The sequence below is a fragment of the Mesorhizobium sp. WSM4809 genome (genome assembly GCF_055811655.1).
The window spans coordinates 176091-198079 of record NZ_JBVVQW010000008.1 but is presented as its reverse complement, the minus strand read 5'-3'; the positions used below and the strand labels follow the sequence as shown (position 1 = coordinate 198079).

The window sequence follows — 21989 nt, the reverse complement described above, 5'->3', positions numbered from 1 at the left end:
GTTCGAACCACTGAGGAAAGCGCCATGGCGGCCCAAGGATTGCAGGTCGATATCAATTCCGACATGGGCGAGGGTTTTGGAGCCTACAGGCTCGGCGACGATGCGGCGATCCTCGACATCGTCAGTTCAGCCAATGTGGCCTGCGGCTTTCATGCCGGCGACCCCGAGATCATGGCGGCCACGTTCTCGATGGCGCGCGACAAGGGCGTCGCCGTTGGCGCGCATCCGAGCTTTGCCGATCTGTGGGGGTTCGGACGCCGCATCATCCCGCATTCCATGGATGAGATCGAAAGGCTGGTCGCCTACCAGATCGGCGCGGCGCAGGCGCTTTCCGCCTATGCCGGCCACCCGATCCGCTATGTGAAGGCGCATGGCGCGCTGGGCAACCTTACCCAGACCGACCGTGGCGTTGCCGAAGCGGTGACGCGCGCGGTCAAGGCCGTCGATCCCGGCCTGATCTGCCTGTCCATTGCGCTCGGCTTCCAGGACAGGATCGCGCGCGACGCGGGCCTGACGGTCAGGTCCGAAATCTTTGCCGACCGCGCCTATACGGAGGAAGGCTTTCTTGTCTCGCGCAAGCTGGAAGGCGCTGTCATCCACGACGCCGAGAAGGCGGCAGAACGGGTCGTGCGGATGGTCAAGCAAGGCGCCATCGAGACGCTTTCCGGGCAGATGCTGCAGACGCCGATCGATTCGATCTGCGTCCACAGCGACACGCCGGCAGCCGTCGCCATCGCCGCGCGCGTTCGGCGACGGCTGGAGGCGAGCGGCGTCAGGGTCAGAGCGTTCGCGGCCTGAGCACGGCCGCGTCCGTTTCAGAACCAGACGTCGCTGAGGCGATGCCCGCGTGGATAAGGGTCTGTCGGGTCGAGGCCATATTGGCCGATGCTGGTGATCCAGGCCTGTCCGGCGATGGTGACCACGACAGCGTCGCGATCGCCGAGGCGCGTATTGGCGATCACGCGGGAATCGAAATGGGTCCCGATGATCGATCTGTTGCGGAACAGCTCGCCCTTGGCGATCTGCCCCTTTGCCGACATTACCGCCAGCCGCCCGGTGGTGCCGGTGCCTGTCGGCGAGCGGTCGAGCCTGCCATGCAGGCACACCGTGCCGTTGACGCTTTCCACGCGCCCGTCGACGCGCTCGATCGGACCTTCGAAAATCACGTTGGACACGTCGCGGATCTTCGGGTTCTCCGGATGCACGACCTCGAGCTGTTCGTTGACCGCCTTCTTGATGCGTTGGCCCATCAGCGACATCTGGTGGGCCTCGTCGGGTGTTATGGAAAAGCCGAGTGCGCGCGCATTGACATGGGCGAAAGTCATGCCGCCATAGGAGGTGTCGACGGTGATCGTGCCGAGCCCTTCCACCTCGACATGCGTGTCGAGGTGGAGTGCAAAAGCCGGTACATTGGTGAACTCCACCTGCTTCACCTTGCCGTTCTCGCAGAGACAGCGCACCTCGATCATGCCGGCCGGCGCTTCCATGCGCAGCAATGTCTCAGGCTCCTTCATCGGCACCATCCCCGTTTCCAGCGCCACTGTGGCGACGCAGATGGTGTTTGAGCCAGACATGGGCGGGTATTCCGTGCTTTCAATTATGACGTAGCCGAGATCCGCCGAGCGATCGCAAGGCGGCAGGATGATGTTGCCGTTGACGTAGGGCGCACCGCGCGGCTCGAACAAGAGCAGCCCACGAATGTCGTCCATATGCGCTTCGAGATACTCCTTCTTTTCGAACATGGTCTTGCCCGGAACGTCCTTGACGCCTCCGGTGATCACATTGCCGACTTCGCCCTCGGCATGGCAGCCGACGACCGTGAATGTTTTCGTCCAGCGCATTTTTCTCCTCCTGTGATTGGTCTTGGCCCTGGCGATACCGATTCAGACCGCGTCGAGCCCTCGTTCGAGAAAACGATCGAGTTGTTCCATTTCCTGGTGCGATAGGACGATACCGTCGCGCTCCGACGTCTCGCGGGCTAGGAACCGCCTTTGCGAGGGCAGGCGCGCACCCTGGCCCAAGATCGCCTCGAACAGCGCTTCAGCACGGCCCAGCGGATTGCCGGGCCGGCCGGCGGCGAAGGCTTTCGGCGAGAAAGCGATGACCAACTCTCCGTGCGACGGATAAAGCGTCGTGGTGCCAAGCAGCTCGAGCGCCTCGGGGCTGGTCAGGTCGCCGATCATGATCCCGGCGAGCAGCTCGATCATCGTCGCGATGGCGGAGCCCTTGTGCCCGCCGAAGGGAAGCATGGCGCCCGCCAAGGCAGCTTCGGGATCGGTCGTTGGCCTGCCGTCCGAATCCATGGCCCAGCCTTCCGGCAGCTTCTTGCCGGCCCGGCGGTGGAGCTCGATCTCGCCGCGCGCGGCAACCGAGGTCGCGAAGTCGAAAACGTAGGGAGGCTGCTCTTCTCGCGGCCAGCCAAAGGCAAAAGGATTGGTGCCCAGCAACGGTCCGTTGCCACCGGTCGGAGCGACGGTGGCATAGCTCGGGCACATGGCCAGGCCGGTCAGGCCTGCCTGTGTCAAAGCTTCGACCTCCACCCAAAGGGCGGAAAAATGCACCGCATCGTTGATCGCGAGTGCGGCAATGCCGCACGACCGTGCCCGCTCGATCAGCACGGGCAGACCCAGTTCGAAGGCTGGGTTGGCGAAACCATGCTTCGCATCCACTTTGACGAGGGCGGGAGCGTCTTGCGGCAGCAACTCGGGCAGCGCGTCCGGTTTTACCTTTCCGGCCTTGATCGTCCGCAGGGCGCCTTCGATCCGGTAGATGCCATGCGACTTGCAGGCATCGCGTTCCGCCGCGACGATGACCCTTGTAATGGCGCTGGCCTGAATGGGGTTCAGTCCGGCCTTGCGGAAAATTGCATCGACGCGCTCATGCAGGGCATCGATGGTGATCGTGGTGTTGGTCATTTCTGGCCTTCGGGCTTGGCTGCGCGCAAACGCTGCCTTTAAAAATCCAGACCACCGGCAAAGGCTCTTAGATCCTGTGCAAGCAAAGCGGGCTGCTCGAGGGCTGCGAAATGACCACCGCGCGGCATCGCTGTCCACTGGCGGATGTCCTTGAAGACGCGCTCGACCCAACTCCTTGGCGGCATCGGCAATTCCTTGGGAAACAAAGCCACTGCAAGCGGGACGTTGATCGCCGTGCCGGGCGCGAATGCAAGCGGACGGGCGCGCGTTTCCCAATAGAGCCGCATCGACGAAGCGACGGTCCGGGTGAACCAGTAGAGCGAGATGTTGGCGAGCATGTCGTCGCGCGAAAAAGCGGCGTTGGCCAGATCGCCATCGCAATCGCTCCAGTCGCGGAATTTTTCGATCATCCACGCCGCCAGTCCGACCGGCGAATCCGTCAGCCCGTAGGCAAGCGTTTGCGGGCGCGTCGCTTGAATATGAGCATAGGCGCCATGAAGATCCGCCCATCCGGCTTTCCGTTCCAGGAAGGCGCGTTCTTCCAAGCTCAGGTCGCCATCCGGGCCTGGATCGTGAGGAGGTGAGTATGAGCCGGGGATGAAGTTCAGATGCACGCCGGCGAGACTGTCTGGATACGCGTGCGCCAGGCAGGTCGACACGCCGGCGCCCAGATCGCCACCTTGCGCGAGATATCGTTTGTAGCCGAGACGGCTCATCAACTCGGCCCAAAGGTCGGCGACGGTGAACAGGTTGAGACCAGGCCTGGTCGGTCGGCTTGAAAAGCCATAGCCGGGAATCGAGGGGGCCACGACGTTGAAGGCGTCCTCCTGTCTTCCGCCATGCGAAAGCGGATCGGTCAGAAGCGGGATCAGCCTGTGAAATTCGAAGACGCTGCCTGGCCAGCCATGGGTGAGTATGACCGTTCTGTTGGTCGCCACAGCGGCACGCGCATGGATGAAATGGATGGTTTCGCCGCCGATATCCGTCTGGTAGTGCGGATGGATGTTCCAGGCGGCTTCCTGCTTGCGCCAGTCGAAGCCGGTGCGCCAGTGCTGCATTAGTCGGCGCAGTTCCTCGTGCTCCGTTCCCTGCGCCCAGCCTATCGCCTGCAACTGGTCCGGCTCGTGCCAGGTCGAGATGCGCTTCTTCAAATCGTCGATTTCAGACTGGGCAATCTCGATGGTGAAGGGGCGAATTTTCATGGAGTCCTCTGCTCGCCGGCCATAAGGTTTCGGGCGGCGATAAAGTCGTGACTTTGCTGCCGGTTCGCGCGAAGCGCTTCCGTCGACGCTTCTATCGAGACCGCTGAGAAACGCAGGCGCGCGCCGACCGGCGCTTGCGCCAGCCGCCAGAGGTCGGCTTCGATCACCGTAGCGATCTTCGGATAGCCGCCGCAAGTGTTGGCATCGGCAAGTTGGATGATCGGTTGGCCGGACGGCGGCACCTGGACTGTGCCTGGTACGATGCCGTGCGAGAGCAGTTCGAGCGGTGAGAGGAGCGAAAGCGTCTCTCCAGCAAGGCGATATCCCATACGGTTGGCGTCGTTGGTGATGCGCCATTCGCTGCCGGTGAAAGCCGCCTGGGCCTCCGGCGTGAAGGCGTCGAACTCGGCGGCCGGCAGAACCCGCAATTCGATTGCCGAGGCCAAGGCGTCCGCCGCGCCTCGTCGCTCCTCCAGCGCTGCGCCGATGCCGCCCGCGGGAAGGCGGCATTGCGCAGGTTTGAGCGCAAGCCGGTCACCGCGCGACAGGCCGCGTCCAGCGAACCCGCCGAAACCGCCTTTCACATCCGTCGCGCGCGACCCCATGACGGGCGGCAGATCGATCCCGCCGGCAAAGGCGATGTAGGAACGAGCACCGGCGCGCAGCGCCTCAAGGACAAGGGTCTCGCCTGCGCGGATCGTCATGGCCCACCAGGGCGGGCAGGGCCGGTCGCCGATGCTGACGGCGCAATCAGCGCCGGTGATGGCGACGGCGGTGTCGATATGCGCGCGCAGCCGGAACGGGTGAAGCGCGACCTCGATCCCGGCGGCCGAAGGATCATTGCCTAGCATGAGATTGGCGATCGCCAGTGCCTGCTTGTCCATGGCGCCGCCATGGCTGACCCCCAGCGCCAGATGGCCGGGCCGGCCGAGATCCTGGACCGTGTTCGGCAGGCCGGTGGTGAGGATCTCGATCATGCCTCGATCCCTGCAATTGCGAAGCGAATCTTGTCTCCGGGCCTGAGCAGCACGGGCAATTCCGCTTCGGCCTTGAAGAGCTTCACGTCGGTATGGCCGATGATGTGCCATCCGGACGGCGCTGTCATCGGCATGATACCCGCCTGCGCGCCGCCGATGATGACGGCGCCCTCGGTAACTTTGAGGCGAGGCGTGCTGCGCCTTGCCCAGGCAAGCCGCGGGTCGAGACCGGACAGATAGGGAAAACCCGGCATAGCGCCGATGGCGGCGACGGTGTAGCGGGCCGCCGCGTGGCGCCTGACGGTCTCGTCGACAGACAGGCCGCAATGCGCGGCCCAGCCGGTGAGATCCTCGCCGCGCGCGCCGCCGTAGTGAACGGGAATCGCATGATGCGTGCCGGTCACCGGGTGGGCATCGGTGGCGGACCAGAGCGACATCAGTTGATCTCCGACGCTGTGGGCGTCTGTGGCGAGGGGATCAAACACCACCAGCAGGTTGTTCATGCCGGGAACGGCCTCGCGCACCCCTTCGAGGTCCAGCGCGGCCTTCGCCACCGCCCAGACCAGTTCCTGGGTGGCATCGTTGAAAGCCCCCTGCGTTCCATCGAGCAGCAGCGCGCCCGATCCCGCAACACTGATGTGGGGCGTACCGACAACCATGAGCGGTCAGTCCTTCACCGGCACCGTATAATTCAGGATCAGACGGCCGCCGTCCGGATAGATGGTCTGGCCGACAATGTAGGAAGCGTCGTCGCTGGCCAGGAAGGAAGCGACGCTGGCAATCTCCGATGGCTCGCCACAGCGGCCGCTCGGCGTGCGCGACAGGATGGTCTGGCGCTGCGCTTCGCTGGCCATGACCGAGCTCTTGACCATGTCGGTCAGGATGGTGCCGGGGCCGATGGCATTGACGCGGATATTGTGCGGGATCAGTCCGACGGCCATCACCGCGGTCAATTGCTTGATGCCGCCCTTGGACACGGCATAGGCGACGGAATTGGGGATGGCCAGAATGGCGTTGATCGAGGACATGTTGATGATCGAGCCGCCGCGTCCCTGTGCGATCATGGCTCTTGCCGCGGCCTGCCCGAGCAGGAAGGGCGCCTTGAGATTGATCCGCTGAACCAGGTCGAACGCCTCCTCGGGGAAGTCGACGAAATCGTCCAGATGGATGATGCCGGCATTGTTGATGAGGACGTCGACGCCGCCGAATCGCTCCGTGGCCTTGGCAACAATATCAGCTGCCATTTCCTGCGTGCATTCGGAGAGATCCGCCGATAGCCAGGCGGCACGCTCACCAAGACGTTCGGCATGCTCGCGCCCGCGATCGGCCTGTATGTCGACAAGCACCACCTTGGCGCCATCGGCATGAAAGCGCTCGGCGCAGGCAAGGCCCAGGCCTCGTGCCGCCCCGGTGACGATCACGACTTTTCCTGCGTGCTTCACAACCCAATCCCTTTTTCACAATACGCATTCATGGATATGTTATCCAATCTATCTTGAACTTCGACGCCATTGCAAGCCCCGGATAAGTGGATCTGTTGGGTCGGTTCTGCAGCCGTTTGCCGTTCCTAAGCCACTTTTGGCTTTTTTCTGCCAACCATCTTAAGCCGGTTGACTCCACTGAATTAAGTGTGATTGGATATTATATTCATAAAGTGACGACGGCGAGGAGTGTAGGCGATGGCGGATGGATCTCAGGAAAGCGAACTGATCGACGCGTTCCGCGCCCTTGCGACGGCGTTGATCAGCGACAATCTCGCTCGTGTCCCCGGGGCTGTCGGGTTACGGCCGTTTCATCGGGTGAGCGGCGTCATGGCGGGGAGGGCGCTGACGGTCAGGACCCGCCCCGGCGACAACCAGTTCATCCATCGTGCGCTCGATCTGCTGCAGCCCGGCGACGTCATTGTCGTGGACGGCGGTGGCTATGAGGGGCGCGCGCTGGTCGGCGAAATCATGACAAGTGTCGCGGCTTCGCGCGGCGCCGCAGGCATTGTCATCGACGGCGCCATTCGCGATGCCGGTGCCATCGGCCGCAATCCGTTCCCATGTTTCGCGCGGTCGGCCATCCATCTCGGACCTTACAAGGATGGTCCGGGAGCCATAAATGTTCCCGTCTGCATAGGCGGCATGGTCGTCGGTCCTGGCGACATCGTCGTCGGCGACGAGGATGGCGTCGTGGCATTTCCAATCGACGGTGCCGCGGCCTTGCTGGCGGCCGTCCGGGCGCAGGAAGCCCGCGAGGCCGAGATCATGCAGAGCATCCAGGAGAACCGTTATCAGGGAGCCTATGCCCGGGCTTCAAGCGGCAGTCACTGATCTGCCGGGTCAGTCCTTGCCGGTGACAATCGTGTGGCCGGCTGGCGATCCTGCTCAACATAACCGCTCCGCAGCTAACCGAGGGGCGAAACAATGCATTTCGGGCACGCCGCCTGGATGCACCAACAGGGGAAAATGGAGAGAATTGATGGTTGTTTCCTTCAAGAGGCTAGCTTGCGCCACCGCCCTTGCCGGGCTGGCTCTGACCACGATGGCCGCGGCTGCCGACATCAAGATCGGCATCGTGGCCCCCATGACTGGCCAACTGGCCAGTGAAGGGCAGGATATGGAGAACGCCGTGAAGATGGCGATCGATGCCGTCAACGCCAAGGGCGGCGTAAACGGCGACAAGATCACTATCACCACCGCCGACGACGCCTGCGATCCGCAACAGGCGGTGACCGCAGGCAGCAAGCTTGTCTCGGAAGGCGTGACCGCCATCGTCGGCGGCTACTGCTCGGGCGCCGTCTTGCCGACATTAAAGATCTATGGTGACGCCGGCATTCCGTTCGTCATCATCGGAGCGAACTCGACCAAGCTGGTCGCCGCCAATCAGGGCAATGCCTTCCTCGCCAATTCGACCGGCGACATGCAGGCGACGACAGCCGTCGAACTCTTCAAGAAGAATGGCTACAAGAAGTTCGCGTTCGTGGACGAAGGCGATGCCTATTCGTCCGACCTGGCCAAGTTGACCGCCGAAGCTTTCAAGAGCGCTGGCGGCGAAATTGCCGCCAAGGAGACCACCACGGCCGGCGAGCAGGACTATTCGGCGGTCGTCACCAAGATCAAGTCGAGCGGCGCCGATGCTGTCTTCTGGACCGCCTACCATGCCGGTGGCGCTCTGCTCACCAAGCAGCTCCGGCAGGCCGGGTTCCAGGGCGGCATCGTGCTGGGCGACGGCAACAATTCACCGGAATATCTGGAGATCGCCGGGTCGGCCGGTGAGGGCGTGTACCTGTTGTCTCCGCCGACTGTCGACCTCTTGTCCGGCGCCGCCGACTTCAAGGCCAAGTACAAGGAAACCTATGGCCGCGACGCCGGCGCCTATGCGGCGCTCTCCCACGATGTGGGCGACCTGATCGTCGATGCGATCACGCGGGCCAAGTCGGCGGATCAGAAAGCGATCATCGAGGCGCTCAAGGCGAGCGATTTCAAGGGCCTCGCCGGTGAAATCAAGTTCACCGACAAGAACACGCTCCAGACCTCGAACTTCCGCCCGGTGATTGCAAAGGGCGGCAAGTGGGTGGCTGTCGAATAAAGGCCAACCGGATTGATGCCGAGGCAGGCCTTGTGGCGGCCTCGGCGTCACCGCCGATTGTCTGGTGCGCCGACGCTGCGCCCAGACAAGACTTTTTCAATTCTGCCCTGGAGCATCAATGACGCTCGACCTGCTTATTCAGCAACTGGTGAACGGTCTTATCGTCGGCTCGTTCTATGCCCTGATCGCGCTTGGCTACAGCATGGTCTTCGGCGTCATCAAGCTCCTGAATTTCGCCCATGGCGACATCTACATGAACGGCGCCTTCGTCGGCCTCATCGTGTTCTCCTTTGTCGGCATATGGGTCGGCAATGGCTGGCTGGGCGTGGTCTGCGCCCTGCTTGTGTCGATGCTGGCTGTCGGCTTGCTCGGCGTCATCATTGAACGCTTCGCCTATCGGCCGATGCGCAATGCGCCGCGCCTCTCCATCCTCATCACGGCGCTTGGTGCCTCGATGGTGTTGAACGGCACGGCACTCGCCCTGACCGGCGGGCGGCATTACGCCTTCAACACCGACCTCGGTTTTGCCGGTGTCGACATTTCCACCGTTCATATCACCTACACGCAGATGGTTCTGGTGGCCGCCTCCATTGCTCTTATGGCAGGCATGCAGGCCTTTGTCTCCCGCACCATGTACGGCAAGGCGATGCGCGCCGTGTCCATCGACATGGGGGCGAGCCGCCTGATGGGCATCGATGTCGACCGGGTGATCGCCTTGACGTTTTTCATGGGCTCGGCGCTCGCTGCCGGCGGTGGGGTCATGGCCGGCGCCTATTATGGCAGCGTCCATTTTTTCATGGGCTTCATCATGGGGCTCAAGGCCTTCACCGCCGCTGTCATAGGCGGGATCGGCAGCGTGCCGGGCGCCATGCTCGGGGGCTTGCTGCTCGGCCTGCTCGAGGCTTTCGGTTCGTCCTTGCCCTTCGTCGGATCGGAGTGGCGTGACGTCTTCGTTTTCGGGACCCTGATCCTGTTCCTTGTGTTCAAGCCGACCGGCCTTCTTGGACGCTCTGTCGTGGAGCGGGTGTGATGATCGACGAAGTCAGAACCATGCCGACCGCCGTGCAACCGCAATTGATGCGCTGGTCCGTCGTGCTGCCCGGCCTGACGGCACTCGCCGTCGCGCTGGTGTTGCCGCAATTCGCCAACGGCTATGTGACGGAGGTGGCAACCACGGCGCTGCTCTATGTCGTTCTGTGCCTCGGCCTCAACATTGTCGTCGGCTATGCAGGCCTGCTCGACCTCGGCTACGCCGCCTTCTTCGCGGTCGGCGCGTACACGTCAGGCATCCTGACCGCCGAATTCGGGTTCAATTTCTGGCTCACCATCCCGGTCGCCATGGCGGCAGCCTGCGTGGCTGGCATCATCATCGGGGCTCCGACATTGAGATTGCGCAGCGACTATCTGGCGATCGTGACGCTGGGCTTCGGCGAAATCGTGCGCATCATCGCCCGCAACCTCGACATCACCGGTGGCGCGAGCGGACTCATCGGCATCGAGCGCCCGGAGATATTCGGCTTCAGGTTGATGCAGGTGCAGCACTTCTACTATGCGTTCCTGGTGCTTGCGCTGCTCACCGCCTTCGTCTGTCTGAGCGTCGAGCGATCGCGAATGGGACGAGCCTGGTTCTACGTTCGCTACGATGAGGACGCCGCCGCTGGCATCGGCATCAACCGTGTCACGGCCAAGCTGCAAGCCTATATGATGGGCGCCGTGATCGCTTCCGTGGCCGGATGCCTCTACGCAGCCAAGATGACGGCCATCTCGCCGGAGAGTTTCACCTTCAACCAATCGCTGCTCATCCTTCTCGGCGTCGTCCTGGGCGGCATGGGCCGCATTCCCGGCGTCGTTCTTGGTGCTGTTCTCGTGGCCCTGCTTCCGGAGGTGCTGCGCGGCGCGGGGACCTATCGTCCCCTGGTGACTGCGGTTGCGCTGCTGGCAATCATGCTCTTCAGGCCGAACGGGCTGTGGCCGGACAAGCGAGTTTGACCATGGCGCTGCTGGAAGTCCGCGATCTGCGCCTCAGTTTCGGAGGACTGAAAGTCCTTCACGACATTTCGTTCTCAGTTGAGAAAGGCGCCATCAACAGTCTTATCGGGCCGAACGGGGCCGGCAAGACATCACTCTTCAATTGCCTGACCGGCTTCTACAAGCCGAAGGGCGGCTCGATCAGTCTGGGCGGCCGGCCAATCACCGGCTTGCCGCCGCATCGCATCACCGCGCTCGGCCTCGCCCGCACGTTCCAGAACATCCGGCTGTTCAAGGAAATGACCGTTCTGGAAAACGCCATGTCCGGCCAGCATTGCCGCAGCCGCCACGGCATCATGTCGGCGATCCTGCACTTGCCGGCGCAGCGGCGCGAGGAGGAGGCGATCCGCGCGGCTGGCATGCGCTGGCTCGATTTTGTCGGTATCGAGCAGCATGCGCATCGCCGTGCCGGCGGTCTCTCTTATGGCGATCAACGGCGGCTCGAACTCGCAAGAGCCCTGGCGTCGGCGCCCGAGCTCATCCTGCTGGACGAGCCCGCCGCCGGCCTGAACGAGCGCGAGAAGCTGGACCTTGTGCACCTGATCCGCCGCATCCGTGACGAAACCGGTGTCACCGTCCTGCTGATCGAGCACGATATGGGCCTGGTCATGCAGGTGTCGGAGAAGATCGTGGTGTTCGACTATGGGCAGAAGATCGCCGACGGACCGCCGGAGGCCGTGCGAACAGACCCCAGGGTCATAGAAGCCTATCTCGGTACGGAGGAATGATGGACGCCGAAATCGTTCTTTCCGCGGACCGCATCGTCGCGCGCTATGACGGCATCGAAGCCCTTCATGGTGTCAGCCTTTCGGTCAAACGCGGCCAGATCGTCGCCCTGCTTGGCGCGAATGGTGCGGGCAAGAGCACCACGCTGCGCACGCTGTCCGGCCTCGTTGCCGCATCCTCCGGATGTGTCCGCTTCCTGGGCGAGGATATAACCAAAGTCCCTGCCCATCGCCTGCCGCATCGCGGGCTCGTCCACGTTCCGGAGGGAAGGCGTATTTTCGGCGACATGACGATCAAGGAGAACCTTGACCTCGGCTCTTTCACGCTTGCCGACGACGCCGAGCGCCGCCGGCGGCTGGATCATGTTTTCGAGCTCTTCCCCATCCTGGCGCGCAGACAGAATGGCGATGCAAGGAACCTCTCGGGAGGCGAGCAGCAGATGCTGGCGATCGGCAGGGCCCTCATGGCCGCGCCCAAGGTGCTGTTGCTCGACGAGCCTTCCATGGGTCTGGCGCCGCAACTGATCAAGGAAGTCATGAACATCGTGCAGCGCCTCAATCGTGAAGGCGTGACCATTCTGCTTGTGGAGCAGAATAGCAAAGTCGCCTTGAAATTCGCCGACTATGGCTATGTGCTCAAGGCTGGGCGCGTTGTGCTTGAGGGACCAGGCAGTGATCTTGCGAGCAACGAAGCGGTCATCAGCGCCTATTTAGGTGGCGTCGCTGCTTAGCTGGCAAAGCTGCCAACTCCCGGATTTTTACAAAATGAGGCCGCCACTCCAGTCCAGCCCCTAACATATTGATTTGTGCAGGAAGCACTGACCCTCAGAGACATAATCATTATTTGTCAACAGGTTACGAAGCCGTTCGCTCAAATCGATTCAGGAAGCTGATCCAGCCATTTCGCTGACCGAATTTATCTCAAGCCGAATGGCGGCTTTGCGCCTCAAGTCGGTCATTAAGACCAGCTTCGCCGTTTCCCGAAAGCCGACATCATCGGACTACGCTGGCTTAAGATGACTGTTCCTCTAGACGGACGGCGGCGACAGGATGAAAAGCGCTTGCGCCTGCTTGGTGGCGGAACTGTTGCGGAAGGTGTGGAGGCGTCTTGGGTCGAAGGTCGTGGCGTCGCCTTCGAGCAGGACGACCTCAATTGATGACGCAGGCTGAGCGTGAAGGAATGGATCGCGGCCTGTGAGAGCAAGACGAGCGTCGAGTTCCAGGAACATCCGTCGTTGATTTGCGTTTGCTCTCCGAGGTTAGACGTTTTCAAACCGAAGGAGAACGGTGTTATGGACTGGAACCGCGTGGAAGGAAACTGGAAACAGGTGAAAGGCAAGGTCAAGGAGCAGTGGGGTAAACTCTCGGATGACGACCTTGACCGCATCGCCGGCAAGCGCGATCAACTCGAAGGCAAGATCCAAGAGCGTTACGGCCTCGAAAAGGACCGTGTGCGGCGCGATATCGATGACTGGTACGGTCAACAGGGCTGGTAAGCGCGTGAGCCCCGGGCCGCGGCCAATTCCAAGACGCGGCCCAACAGTCCGGCAGGTCCGGCTCATGCAGATGCCGAGCCTTATCGTCAGTTGAATTTTGCAGCAAGGATTTCGTACTGTGTCAGAAGATATCTCTCGCAAGCAAGAGCAACGGGGGACAAGAAGGATCGTCATGTGGGCGATCGCAGTTACCGCTGTGATTTTCCTTGTTCTGCTGGCTACATTCGTGTTCGGCCCGCTGGTATGATTTTCGTCGCGATGATTGAGTTGTTTCCAGCGAGATCCGGGGATGATCGGGCGTTTGAGGGCGCTTGCAGCGGCCACCGGGCCGCGTCTTGCGACTGCGGCAGCCGGCGCGGATGAGCCGACAACCCGTCAGGTTGATGCCATCCGCGCTGCCCTGGGTGGCAGGCGTATCCGCGGCAATCGCCATTGTTCCGGTAGTTTGCGCCGTCAATTTGGTCCGCGGCGACAATCTCCGGGAAACCACCATTGCACAGGCCATCGGTGGCGACCCTGACCGGGCCGTCCCGGCAATGATCCGCAACGGCTGTGGCGGATGTCACGAAATCCCGGGAGTGCCCGGCGCCCGTGGCACCGTCGGTCCATCCCTGCAAGGCGTCGTCGAAAGAGGATATACCGGGCCGTCGCGAGCCACCCCGGATGCGATGATGCGCTGGATCAGCAGGGCGCGGGACGTTGACCCGAAGACGGCCATGCCCAATACAAATCTGTCGCCTCAAGAGGCGCGCGACATTACCGCCTATCTCTATGCGCGAACATGAGGCGCGCTGAAGTCGCCCCACGGCGCAGGCGTCTTGCCAGCAAAAGCAGCAGGCCAAGCATCAACACGGCGGCGCCCGCTACAAGTGATTGAGCCGCCAGAATCATGATCGTCTGGCTGGTTGTCGTTCCTGCCCGCATCTGGCGTACATCGGCCGCAGTGACGCTGAGGTCGGGATTTCCGAACCGCGCGGTGACGTAATTTGCAAGAGCTGCCACCTGGCCATCGTCCAGCCAGCCGCCGAAGGCCGCCATCGATTGACGCCCGGCCACGTCACCAGCTTTGACGCCTTCAAGGATGGTCATGACGACATCCTCGGGCGTGGCCGCGCCGGGGGTGCTGTTACGGGTCAAGGACGGATAGGATCCGTCTGATGATCCGCCTCCGTTCGCCCCATGGCACGTCGAACAGAGCGATCGATAGAGATCATCGCCGGTTGCGGTTCCGCTGCCTTGCGTCATCCCCTCGGTTCCAGCATCGCCGTCTGCCGCGGCCGCGTTACCCCATGAGAAACGCGGCTGCTTCTCGTCCCCCGGTTGGGCGGGCACGTCCCTGAGATAGGCGACAATAGCCTGGATGTCGTCGTCGGAAAGATGCTGCAGGCTGTTCATGACCGTTTCCGCCATCGGCCCGCCCGCGTAGGCCTTCCCGGGCACGACGCCGGTTTTGAGGAATCGAGACAACTCTTCGTTGCTCCAGCCGCCGACGCCTGCGATCTTGTCGCTGGTGATGTTGCCAGATGCCGGCGGTGCCGCCGGCAAGCTTGTGGTCTTCATCCATGCCGAACGTCGCATTCCTTGGCGTGTGGCAGGCACCGCAGTGGCCGAGCACCTCGACAAGGTAGGCTCCCCTGTTCCATGCGGCGGTCCGGCTCCGATCAGGCGTGAAACTGCCGCTTTGGAGGTTCGTGAGCTTCCACAGCGCAACCGTCCAGCGTGAATGGAAAAGGCAGAATGTTTCGCGGCCGCGGCTGGGAAATCGGCGGCTGCGCAAGGAGATAGGCCCGGATCGCAAGCACGTCCTCGCGGCTCATTGCGGCGAAGCTGTCATAGGGCATGGCGGGGTAGAGATCGGCTCCGTCGCGCCTGATACCTTTCTGCACGGCTCGCACGAACTCGTCCGCGGAATAGCGTCCGATGCCCGTTTCGAGATCTGGTGTGATGTTGGTCGAGTATACATCGCCGAAGGGTGTCGGCACGCGATAGCCTCCAGCGAAGGGGCGGCTCGGATTGGACGTGTGACAGCCGATGCAGTCGGCCGCTCGCGTGAGATATTCACCCCTCTGGATTTCGCTCGCCCGCAGCTCGGTGCAAAGCGCCTACGACGACCGCCCGAGAAATGACGGCTGGGAATGGAATGCCCGTGGCAGGCCAAAGCGCGTACCGGCGGCGGATGGCCAATCTCCGCGTCTTTGGCGTCGTCACAGTTCGCACCCGCTGAAGATCAGCCCTGCCACCACTTGCGCCAGCAAGATGAGCGTGAACAGCGCCCCGATGCCCACCGAAGTCCTGGCAAGGAACGCGCGCGTGCGCGCCTTCCGGGGCGGGATCGTACCATGCCCGCGGTCATGAACGGCGTGCCACGACAGGAGCGTGCCTGCCAGGGCGACAGCGGCGCCTATCAATGAGAACAAGGCAGTGGGACGAAAGCCGGCATGGCACTGCCAGGATGCAATGGAGTAATCGAGCTGCAGGGCTATTGCCCATGCAACTGGCCCGCTGACCAGGCCTGCCCAGGAAACGCCGGTACGGATCGCCTGCATCTCACATCCTCGGAGCCCAATAGATAACAAGATAGAGCACGACCCATGAGACGACGACGAAGTCCCAGTAGAACGCATTGTCCGAGACGTCGCTGAAGCGGCGGCCCGCCTTGCCTTTTTGCGTGAACATGAGAACCGCCAGGACGATCGTGTCGCCGACATCGCTAAGAAGATGCGTGGTATGCAGTCCAAGCAGGAACCACACGATCGATCCGTAAGCGTTCTGATCCCAGGAAATCCGCAGAGCCGGAAATTCCCAGATGCGAACGATCAGCGGAAGAATCCCGACGACCGACATGACGACCATGCCAAGGCGAACTTTCGCGAGGTCCTGGCGACGCGCCCAAAACTCGATCAGGTGGTTGGGCACGACGCTCGCAACCAGAATGATCAACACTGCCGTGCCCGGCAGCAAATCTGGCGCCGGGGCTCCGATGGGCCAATGCCGGGCCAGCACGGCCAAATAGAAGTAGGTGCCTATCGCCAAGGCAAAACCTGTTGCCTCGAGAGCAATGAAGGCAAGGGTTCCCCACCACATCGGGCTCGCCGACCCGAAATCATATGTGGGCAGGTGGCTGACGTCGGCGACGGGACGGTGCCTCATTCCTCGTCCTCCGGCTCGCCTTTCGGCCAGAACCAACAGATGAAGCCGATCGAAACCGGGATCGCTCCCCAGACCACCGCCCATGGCGTGTATATCGAACCGAGAAATGCACCGCCCACCGCAATGGCCGACAGAAGCGGCCAGATGGAGTTGTCAGCCGATGGCACCCTTAGTTGCGGCACCGCATCGGCGACCGTGCCGGCGAGCACCTCGCGTGCGTCGACACGCAGACCCTCGACCACGGGAAGCGTATCGGGCTCGGCCCAAAGCGGTTCGAGGTGAGTTACCACGGGCAGCCGCGAAAAATCGTAGGAGGGCGGCGGCGATGTCGTCGCCCATTCGAGCGTGCTCGCGCCCCAGGGATTGTCTCCGGCAATGCGGCCGTTGCGAAGGCTGAGCAGGAGGTTCAGGAAGAAAAGCGCAAAGCCGGCGAACACCACCAGTGAAGAGAGGCTGATGAAGAGGTTCATCTCGCCCCAGCCGCTCGCCGGCGGATACGTATAAACGCGGCGCGGCATGCCTTGCAGACCGAAAATATGCATGGGGAAGAAGGTGAGATTGAACCCGAGGAAGACGAGCCAGAAATTCCAGCGGCCGAGCCTCTCGGACAGCATGCGTCCGGTGATCTTGGGAAACCAGTAGTAAACGGCGCCGAGCAGGGGGAAGACGGCGCCCCCGACCAGCACATAGTGGAAATGGGCAACCACGAAATAGGTGTCGTGTACCTGCAGGTCGAGCGGCACCGAGGCGACCATGACCCCGGTCAGGCCGCCGATCACAAAGGTGAAGATGAAGCCGAGCACGAAAAGCATGGGCGTGGCGAAGATCGGCCGGCCGCCCCAGATCGTCGCAATCCAGCAGAAGATCTGAATGCCGCTCGGAATGGCGATCATCATCGAGGAAGCGGTAAAGAAGCTTTCGCCGAGCTGCGGCAGGCCGGTAGCGAACATGTGGTGCACCCACAGGCCGAAGGAAAGAAAACCGATCGCGATCAACGACAGGACGATCCCGAGATAGCCAAAGATCGGGCGGCGAACGAAGGTCGGCAGGATCGCGGAGACGAAGCCGGTCGCCGGAATGAAGATGATGTAGACCTCGGGATGGCCGAAGAACCAGAACAGATTCTGCCACAGCAGTGCATCGCCGCCTGCAGCGGGATCGAAGAATTTCGTGCCGACCAGGCGGTCCAGGATCAGCATTGTGCTCGAGACCATCACGGCCGGCATGGCGAACAGGATGACGAAAGCCGTGACGAGGACGGACCAGACATAGAGCGGGATGCGGTCAAGCGACATGCCGGGAGCACGTTGTTTGAACACTGTCGCGATGATCTCGACCGCTACCGCGAGCGCGGACACTTCAGTGTAGGTCACCATCTGCGCCCAAAAATCGGGGCGCTTGCCGATGCCATATTCGGGTCCGGCGAGCGGTACGTAGGAAAACCAGCCGGCATCCGCACCGGTTTCGAAGGCGAAGGCGATCCAGATCATCAGCCCGCCGGAAAGATAGACCCAGTAGCTGAATGCATTGAGCCGCGGAAAGGCGACATTGCGAGTGCCGATCATCAGCGGCACCAGGTAAATGGCGAAAGCTTCCATCACCGGCACGGCGAACAGAAACATCATCGTCGTGCCATGCATGGTGAACAGCTGGTTGTAGAGATCGGGGCCGATGTGGCCGGCCTCAGGCTGGGCAAGCTGGAAACGCATGGCGAGCGCTGATAGACCCGCAAGGATGAGAAACAGGAAAGCCGTCACGATATAGCGCCGTCCGATCAGCTTGTGATCGACCGTGACCAGCCAGCCGTAGAAGCCTTTCGGCGTTCGCCAGGCATGCCCCAGAAAGGCGCGCAGTCTCACCTCTTCGAGGCCGGTGTCACGGATGCCTTTCAGGCCCTCCTGGGTATGCTCGGCCGGCTTTCTCCCAAAGCCGCTCATTCGAGGCTTCCGAGATAGGCGACGACCGCGTTGAGATCGTCGGCGCTAAGGGCAATGCGCGGCATCTTGGCGCCGGGCTTTACCGACTGTGGATCGGCAATCCAGGCGGCGAGCGCGCCAGGGGTCATGGCCAGCGTATCTGCGGCCAGTGCACGTCGGCTGGCGAGATGCGTAAGATCAGGACCGACCGTTCCGCTGGCAGGCGTGCCTCTTATCGTATGGCAGAGCGCACAGCCGGTGAAAAGAAATGCCTGTTGGCCGCGGCGTTCTTCCTCGCCGCCAGGCGCGGATGCGACGGCGTTTTGCCTGGATTGCCATGCGTCGAACGCTTCGCGGCTTTCCGCGATGACGGTGATGGCCATATGGGCGTGCTGATAGCCGCAGAATTCGGCACACTGGCCACGATAGATGCCGGGCTTATCGGCGATGAGGGTAAGCTGGCTTGGCCGGCCCGGAATGAGATCGCGCTTACCGGCAAGGTTCGGCACCCAGAAGCTATGAATAACATCGAGCGAATCGAGTTCGACCTTGACCGGTTCGCTAACCGGGACATGGATTTCATTTGCCGTGACGATCGATTGCGAGGGATCATTACCGGCATACCGGACCTCCCACCACCATTGGTGCCCCGTGATCCGCACGGCAAGCGTTTCCGTTCCGCTCAGCGAAGCAATGGATTTGCCGGCGAAAAAACTCGCTATCGTCATCATGACGAGCACCAGAACGGTCAGCGCAACGGCGCTGCCGACAGCGCGGGTAAATCGGCGCTCCTGATGTGAATCGATCTCGAGCGGCGAGCGCGTTGTCTCGGAGAGGCGGCGACGCAAAAGCGCTGCCGCCAAGACCAGCATGACAAGCAGCCACGTGGCCGCCGCGACTGCGCTGAAAGACCAGATCAGATCAAGGATTCTCCGGGCGTTCGCACCGTGTGCATGGAGGGCCGATTGCCGATCGCCGCAACGTCGACGCTGCGCTGACCCACCTCAAACGCGGTTGCGCAGCCTTTCCCGGAACAATGCCAGTCAGGATTTGCGTTGGACATGTAAAGGCAAGCGACATTTGCGGTCATGTCCGCCTGCGAGAGCGGGCCAACGGACTCATGCACCTCGCCATGAAGAATCCACCATCGTTGCCAAGGCCATAACGCAGCTGGCTGAAAAAGGATGCTTGGCAACACCGCCCGGTGAAAACCGACGTGAAGCGGTGCGGGTTAGACGATGCGCAACTCCTGGGGAGCCTGATGCCGCCGGCTGCTCGTTTGAATCCAGAAAGCGACCGAGAGCAGTGCGGCTCCGCCATAGATCAGGCCAGCGGGAATCCACATGATCAAGCCTGCAAGTTGCTGGTCCTCGAGCGGGCTGAGCCCCCACAGATCCGAGCCGACGGCATTAGCCGGATACCACAGCTTTGGCGAGACGACGAGCAAAACCCCGAGCAGCCCGGTGTGGAGCGAGGTGAAGAAGAGATGCATCACCGCATTGCCGCAAGCGTGCTCGCGGCCAGGGCGAGGCAGCAGCACCCACCAGAACAAAAGCCCGGTACCGAGGAAGCTCGCATGCTGGGCATAGTGCAGGAAACCCTGCTGGAGGGCAGCCTCGAACAGCGCCGGGACATGCCAAATCCATATCGCGGCTCCGTGCAGGACGGTCGCGACCACAGGGCGGCTGATGAACGACCAGATCGCCCGAAGCGTATTTGCATGTCCGGCCGCTCCGAATATCTGGCGCAGCTGTACCGGCAGTGCCCACATCATCGCCGCTGTCGGGCGGGAGGCAACCAGCAGAGGCGCTGCGACCGCCATCAGCAATTCATGCTCGATCATGTGCGCCGCAAACACATGTTCGCCCAACGCATGGATCGGGCTTACAAGGGCGAACGCCAGGACGGCCCAGCCGGCAGCAAACTGGAAGTCCTGCCGTGATCGCAAGCGACGTCCGCGTCCGCTCCGTCGCCACAGTCGGCTGGCGCCCGCTGTATAGAGCGACACGACTGCCAGGAGCGGCAATGTGATTGGAAGCGCCAGTGTCCAACCGGCTTGCGGGGCGCCGTTGCCATAGCAGATCGAGGTCGAAAAGAGCGCGTCGAAGCTCATGATCCGCATCCGTCAGCCGGAAGAGCACCGGAGCTCCGGTTCATCTGGAAAGATCCAGATTGAAGCCACTGAGGCGCTGTTCTCACCTCCGTGCCTCTAGGCGTCCATCATCGATTTCGCCGGCTCCCGGGCGATGTTTTCTTCTATGCGTTCGTGTCCCGGCGTCCGCGGCAGGGCCTGGCGGAAGTTCTTGGCGTAGTCTGCCGGCATTTTGGGCGGCATCAGCGGCTCATACGCATCTACCAGCGCTTCGATCACGACTGGGCCTTGCGTGGCGAAAGCCTGGTCGAGAACCGTCTCGATCTGATCGGCCCGCTCGATGCGAAAACCCTTTGCGCCCATTGCTTCCGCCGCCATGGCAAAATCGATCGGCTGCAATTCGCAACCGAATTGCGGATTGCCCAGAAACATCATCTGCTCCCAGGCGATCTGATTGAGCATGTTGTTCTTGATCACCAGAACCTTCAGCGGGATCTTGTAGCGCACCGCCGTCGAGAATTCGCCAAGCTGCATGGCAAAGCCGCCATCCCCGACGATGGCGGCAATCGGTCGACCGGGGAACGCGATGCCGGCAGCGATGGCGTAGGCGAGACCGCAAGCCATCGACGCCAGCGATCCGGACACCCCGAATGCCTGGCCGCTGCGAAGATCGACATGGCGTGCGGCCAACTCCGTGTTCTGACCGGAATCCGTGGCCAGCACTGTGTCGTCGGCCAACCGTTGTCCGAACGCCCGGGCAATCGCTTGTGGCTTCAAGGGTTGCGCCTGCATGTCTTCCGACTGCCGCATCATCTCGCGCCATTTTCTCATGGTCTCCTGGGAACGGTGCAGGAATTCATCGGAGGGCTTCTGCGTCAGACGTTGGTTGAGCGCGCGCAATGTCTCGGCCGCGTCGCCGACAAGGCCGGCCTCGACCGGAAAGCGCAAGCCGATCCGCTGCGCATCGCTGTCGATCTGGACGCCACGGGCCTGCCCGGGCTGCGGGTAGTATTCGATATAGGGAAAGGTCGAACCGACAATCAGCACCGCGTCACAGCTCTCCATCGCCTCTTGCGAAGCCAGGGTTCCAAGAATGCCGATCCCGCCGGTGGTGTAAGGATGGTCGTCCGGCAGCACCGCCTTGCCCAGCAAGGCCTTCGCGACAGGCGCCTGCAACAGGCGCGCCGTGTGTTCGAGTTCGGCGGCCGCGCCGATGGCGCCGCGTCCGGCCAGGATCGCAACCCGCGAAGCGTCATTGAGAATGGCGGCGGCTTTGTCGAGCTCAACCTCCAGCGGTACGCTGTGACCGGCGAACATATCCTGCGGCGTGTGCGCCGGGCGATTGCGCTTGGAGCGCTTCGACGGATCGCTCTCCTGCTCCTGGATGTCGCTGGCAATCGAAAGATGGGCGACGCCCTTGCGCGCCAGCGCGGTTCGGCAGGCAAGGCTGGCGACGTTTTCCATATGCGCGGCGTCGGCGACATGTGCATTGTAAACGGAGACATCGTGGAACACGCGCGTCAGATCGACATCCTGTTGCGTGAACGTCTCGATCAGATCGTGGAACTGCATGCCCGTAATCGCCAGCACCGGAGCCTGGTCGAGCTTGGCGTCATAGAGGCCGGTCAGAAGATGTGTTCCGCCGGGACCGGACGTCGCAAGGCACACGCCCAGCTTTCCTGTCCACTTGGCATACGCACATGCCATGAAGGCAGCCGACTCTTCATGCCGGACCTGAACGAAGGCAATCTTGTCGCGCCGCGTCCGCAACGCTTCCATGACGCCGTTTATGCCGTCTCCCGGCAAGCCGAACACCACCTCCACGTCCCAGGCGACGAGCGTATCGATGAGAATTTCTGCTGCATTTGGCATGTCGGGGTAGCTCCGGTGGATGGTGTCCGAACCGGTGAATCCC

Annotated in this window: 23 protein-coding genes and 1 pseudogene; 9 read left to right on the top strand and 15 right to left on the bottom strand. The window is 62.2% G+C overall.

Annotated features, from left to right (window positions below):
* Window positions 1-24: 24 nt before the first annotated feature.
* Complete coding sequence (locus tag AC0L24_RS21285) at window positions 25-798, top strand: LamB/YcsF family protein (protein ID WP_127809641.1); 774 nt, start codon at window positions 25-27, stop codon at window positions 796-798.
* Between the two features lie 17 nt (window positions 799-815).
* Here the strand turns inward: AC0L24_RS21285 and AC0L24_RS21280 are convergent, their stop codons facing one another.
* From AC0L24_RS21280 to AC0L24_RS21255, 6 genes are read right to left on the bottom strand one after another with little or no spacing between them, the layout of a single operon-like run.
* Complete coding sequence (locus AC0L24_RS21280; RefSeq protein WP_127809642.1) at window positions 816-1841, bottom strand: proline racemase family protein; 1026 nt, start codon at window positions 1839-1841, stop codon at window positions 816-818.
* Between the two features lie 42 nt (window positions 1842-1883).
* Complete coding sequence (locus AC0L24_RS21275) at window positions 1884-2915, bottom strand: Ldh family oxidoreductase (protein ID WP_127326620.1); 1032 nt, start codon at window positions 2913-2915, stop codon at window positions 1884-1886.
* Between the two features lie 38 nt (window positions 2916-2953).
* On the bottom strand, window positions 2954-4117 hold the full coding sequence (locus AC0L24_RS21270) for an epoxide hydrolase family protein (protein ID WP_127809643.1): 1164 nt from the start codon (window positions 4115-4117) through the stop codon (window positions 2954-2956).
* Window positions 4114-5094 (bottom strand): 5-oxoprolinase subunit C family protein, encoded by a 981-nt coding sequence (locus tag AC0L24_RS21265; RefSeq protein ID WP_127809644.1) that lies wholly within the window; start codon window positions 5092-5094, stop codon window positions 4114-4116. Before AC0L24_RS21265 ends, AC0L24_RS21270 begins: the two co-directional genes overlap by 4 nt.
* Window positions 5091-5753: a 5-oxoprolinase subunit PxpB gene (gene pxpB / locus AC0L24_RS21260; protein ID WP_473564127.1), complete on the bottom strand. Its 663-nt coding sequence runs from the start codon at window positions 5751-5753 to the stop codon at window positions 5091-5093. Before pxpB ends, AC0L24_RS21265 begins: the two co-directional genes overlap by 4 nt.
* Window positions 5754-5759: 6 nt before the next feature.
* Entirely contained in the window at window positions 5760-6536 is a 777-nt protein-coding gene (locus AC0L24_RS21255; RefSeq protein ID WP_164873809.1) for an SDR family NAD(P)-dependent oxidoreductase, read from the bottom strand.
* Window positions 6537-6773: 237 nt separating this feature from the next.
* Between AC0L24_RS21255 and AC0L24_RS21250 the strand changes: the two genes are divergently transcribed.
* The 8 genes from AC0L24_RS21250 to AC0L24_RS21215 all read left to right on the top strand — a co-directional run bounded on the left by AC0L24_RS21250 (window position 6774) and on the right by AC0L24_RS21215 (window position 13701).
* Window positions 6774-7409, top strand: coding sequence for an RraA family protein (locus tag AC0L24_RS21250; protein ID WP_127396967.1), 636 nt, complete (start codon window positions 6774-6776; stop codon window positions 7407-7409).
* Between the two features lie 148 nt (window positions 7410-7557).
* Complete coding sequence (locus AC0L24_RS21245) at window positions 7558-8667, top strand: branched-chain amino acid ABC transporter substrate-binding protein (RefSeq protein WP_127326424.1); 1110 nt, start codon at window positions 7558-7560, stop codon at window positions 8665-8667.
* A gap of 118 nt (window positions 8668-8785) precedes the next feature.
* Window positions 8786-9697, top strand: a complete 912-nt coding sequence (locus AC0L24_RS21240) for a branched-chain amino acid ABC transporter permease (protein ID WP_023809510.1) — start codon at window positions 8786-8788, stop codon at window positions 9695-9697.
* Window positions 9697-10656 (top strand): branched-chain amino acid ABC transporter permease, encoded by a 960-nt coding sequence (locus AC0L24_RS21235; protein WP_245466214.1) that lies wholly within the window; start codon window positions 9697-9699, stop codon window positions 10654-10656. Before AC0L24_RS21240 ends, AC0L24_RS21235 begins: the two co-directional genes overlap by 1 nt.
* A gap of 2 nt (window positions 10657-10658) precedes the next feature.
* Window positions 10659-11423: an ABC transporter ATP-binding protein gene (locus AC0L24_RS21230; RefSeq protein WP_127809645.1), complete on the top strand. Its 765-nt coding sequence runs from the start codon at window positions 10659-10661 to the stop codon at window positions 11421-11423.
* A complete protein-coding gene (locus AC0L24_RS21225; RefSeq protein ID WP_127266690.1) occupies window positions 11423-12151 on the top strand; it encodes an ABC transporter ATP-binding protein in 729 nt (242 codons plus the stop codon). The genes AC0L24_RS21230 and AC0L24_RS21225 overlap by 1 nt, the downstream gene beginning before the upstream one ends.
* A gap of 561 nt (window positions 12152-12712) precedes the next feature.
* On the top strand, window positions 12713-12916 hold the full coding sequence (locus AC0L24_RS21220) for a CsbD family protein (RefSeq protein WP_127809647.1): 204 nt from the start codon (window positions 12713-12715) through the stop codon (window positions 12914-12916).
* Window positions 12917-13299: 383 nt separating this feature from the next.
* Window positions 13300-13701 (top strand): c-type cytochrome, encoded by a 402-nt coding sequence (locus AC0L24_RS21215; RefSeq protein ID WP_164873810.1) that lies wholly within the window; start codon window positions 13300-13302, stop codon window positions 13699-13701.
* Here AC0L24_RS21215 and AC0L24_RS21210 read toward each other — a convergent pair.
* From AC0L24_RS21210 to AC0L24_RS21170, 9 genes and pseudogenes are all read right to left on the bottom strand, one after another.
* Window positions 13673-14476, bottom strand: coding sequence for a c-type cytochrome (locus AC0L24_RS21210; RefSeq protein ID WP_164873811.1), 804 nt, complete (start codon window positions 14474-14476; stop codon window positions 13673-13675). The genes AC0L24_RS21215 and AC0L24_RS21210 overlap by 29 nt on opposite strands.
* A gap of 101 nt (window positions 14477-14577) precedes the next feature.
* Window positions 14578-14898: a hypothetical protein gene (locus tag AC0L24_RS21205; protein ID WP_348629625.1), complete on the bottom strand. Its 321-nt coding sequence runs from the start codon at window positions 14896-14898 to the stop codon at window positions 14578-14580.
* A 222-nt stretch (window positions 14899-15120) separates the two neighbouring features.
* Complete coding sequence (locus AC0L24_RS21200) at window positions 15121-15462, bottom strand: hypothetical protein (protein ID WP_127266688.1); 342 nt, start codon at window positions 15460-15462, stop codon at window positions 15121-15123.
* Window position 15463: 1 nt separating this feature from the next.
* Entirely contained in the window at window positions 15464-16066 is a 603-nt protein-coding gene (locus AC0L24_RS21195; protein ID WP_127811353.1) for a cytochrome c oxidase subunit 3, read from the bottom strand.
* Complete coding sequence (ctaD, locus tag AC0L24_RS21190; RefSeq protein WP_127809648.1) at window positions 16063-18003, bottom strand: cytochrome c oxidase subunit I; 1941 nt, start codon at window positions 18001-18003, stop codon at window positions 16063-16065. The genes AC0L24_RS21195 and ctaD overlap by 4 nt, the downstream gene beginning before the upstream one ends.
* Complete coding sequence (locus AC0L24_RS21185; RefSeq protein WP_281040165.1) at window positions 18000-18350, bottom strand: c-type cytochrome; 351 nt, start codon at window positions 18348-18350, stop codon at window positions 18000-18002. The genes ctaD and AC0L24_RS21185 overlap by 4 nt, the downstream gene beginning before the upstream one ends.
* Window positions 18327-18914: pseudogene (gene coxB / locus AC0L24_RS21180) on the bottom strand (cytochrome c oxidase subunit II); the annotation flags it as partial. The gene AC0L24_RS21185 and the pseudogene coxB, both read right to left, overlap by 24 nt.
* A gap of 299 nt (window positions 18915-19213) precedes the next feature.
* Window positions 19214-20095: a cytochrome c oxidase assembly protein gene (locus AC0L24_RS21175; RefSeq protein WP_127809649.1), complete on the bottom strand. Its 882-nt coding sequence runs from the start codon at window positions 20093-20095 to the stop codon at window positions 19214-19216.
* 96 nt (window positions 20096-20191) lie between these two features.
* Entirely contained in the window at window positions 20192-21946 is a 1755-nt protein-coding gene (locus AC0L24_RS21170) for a thiamine pyrophosphate-dependent enzyme (RefSeq protein WP_127809650.1), read from the bottom strand.
* Window positions 21947-21989: the final 43 nt, after the last annotated feature.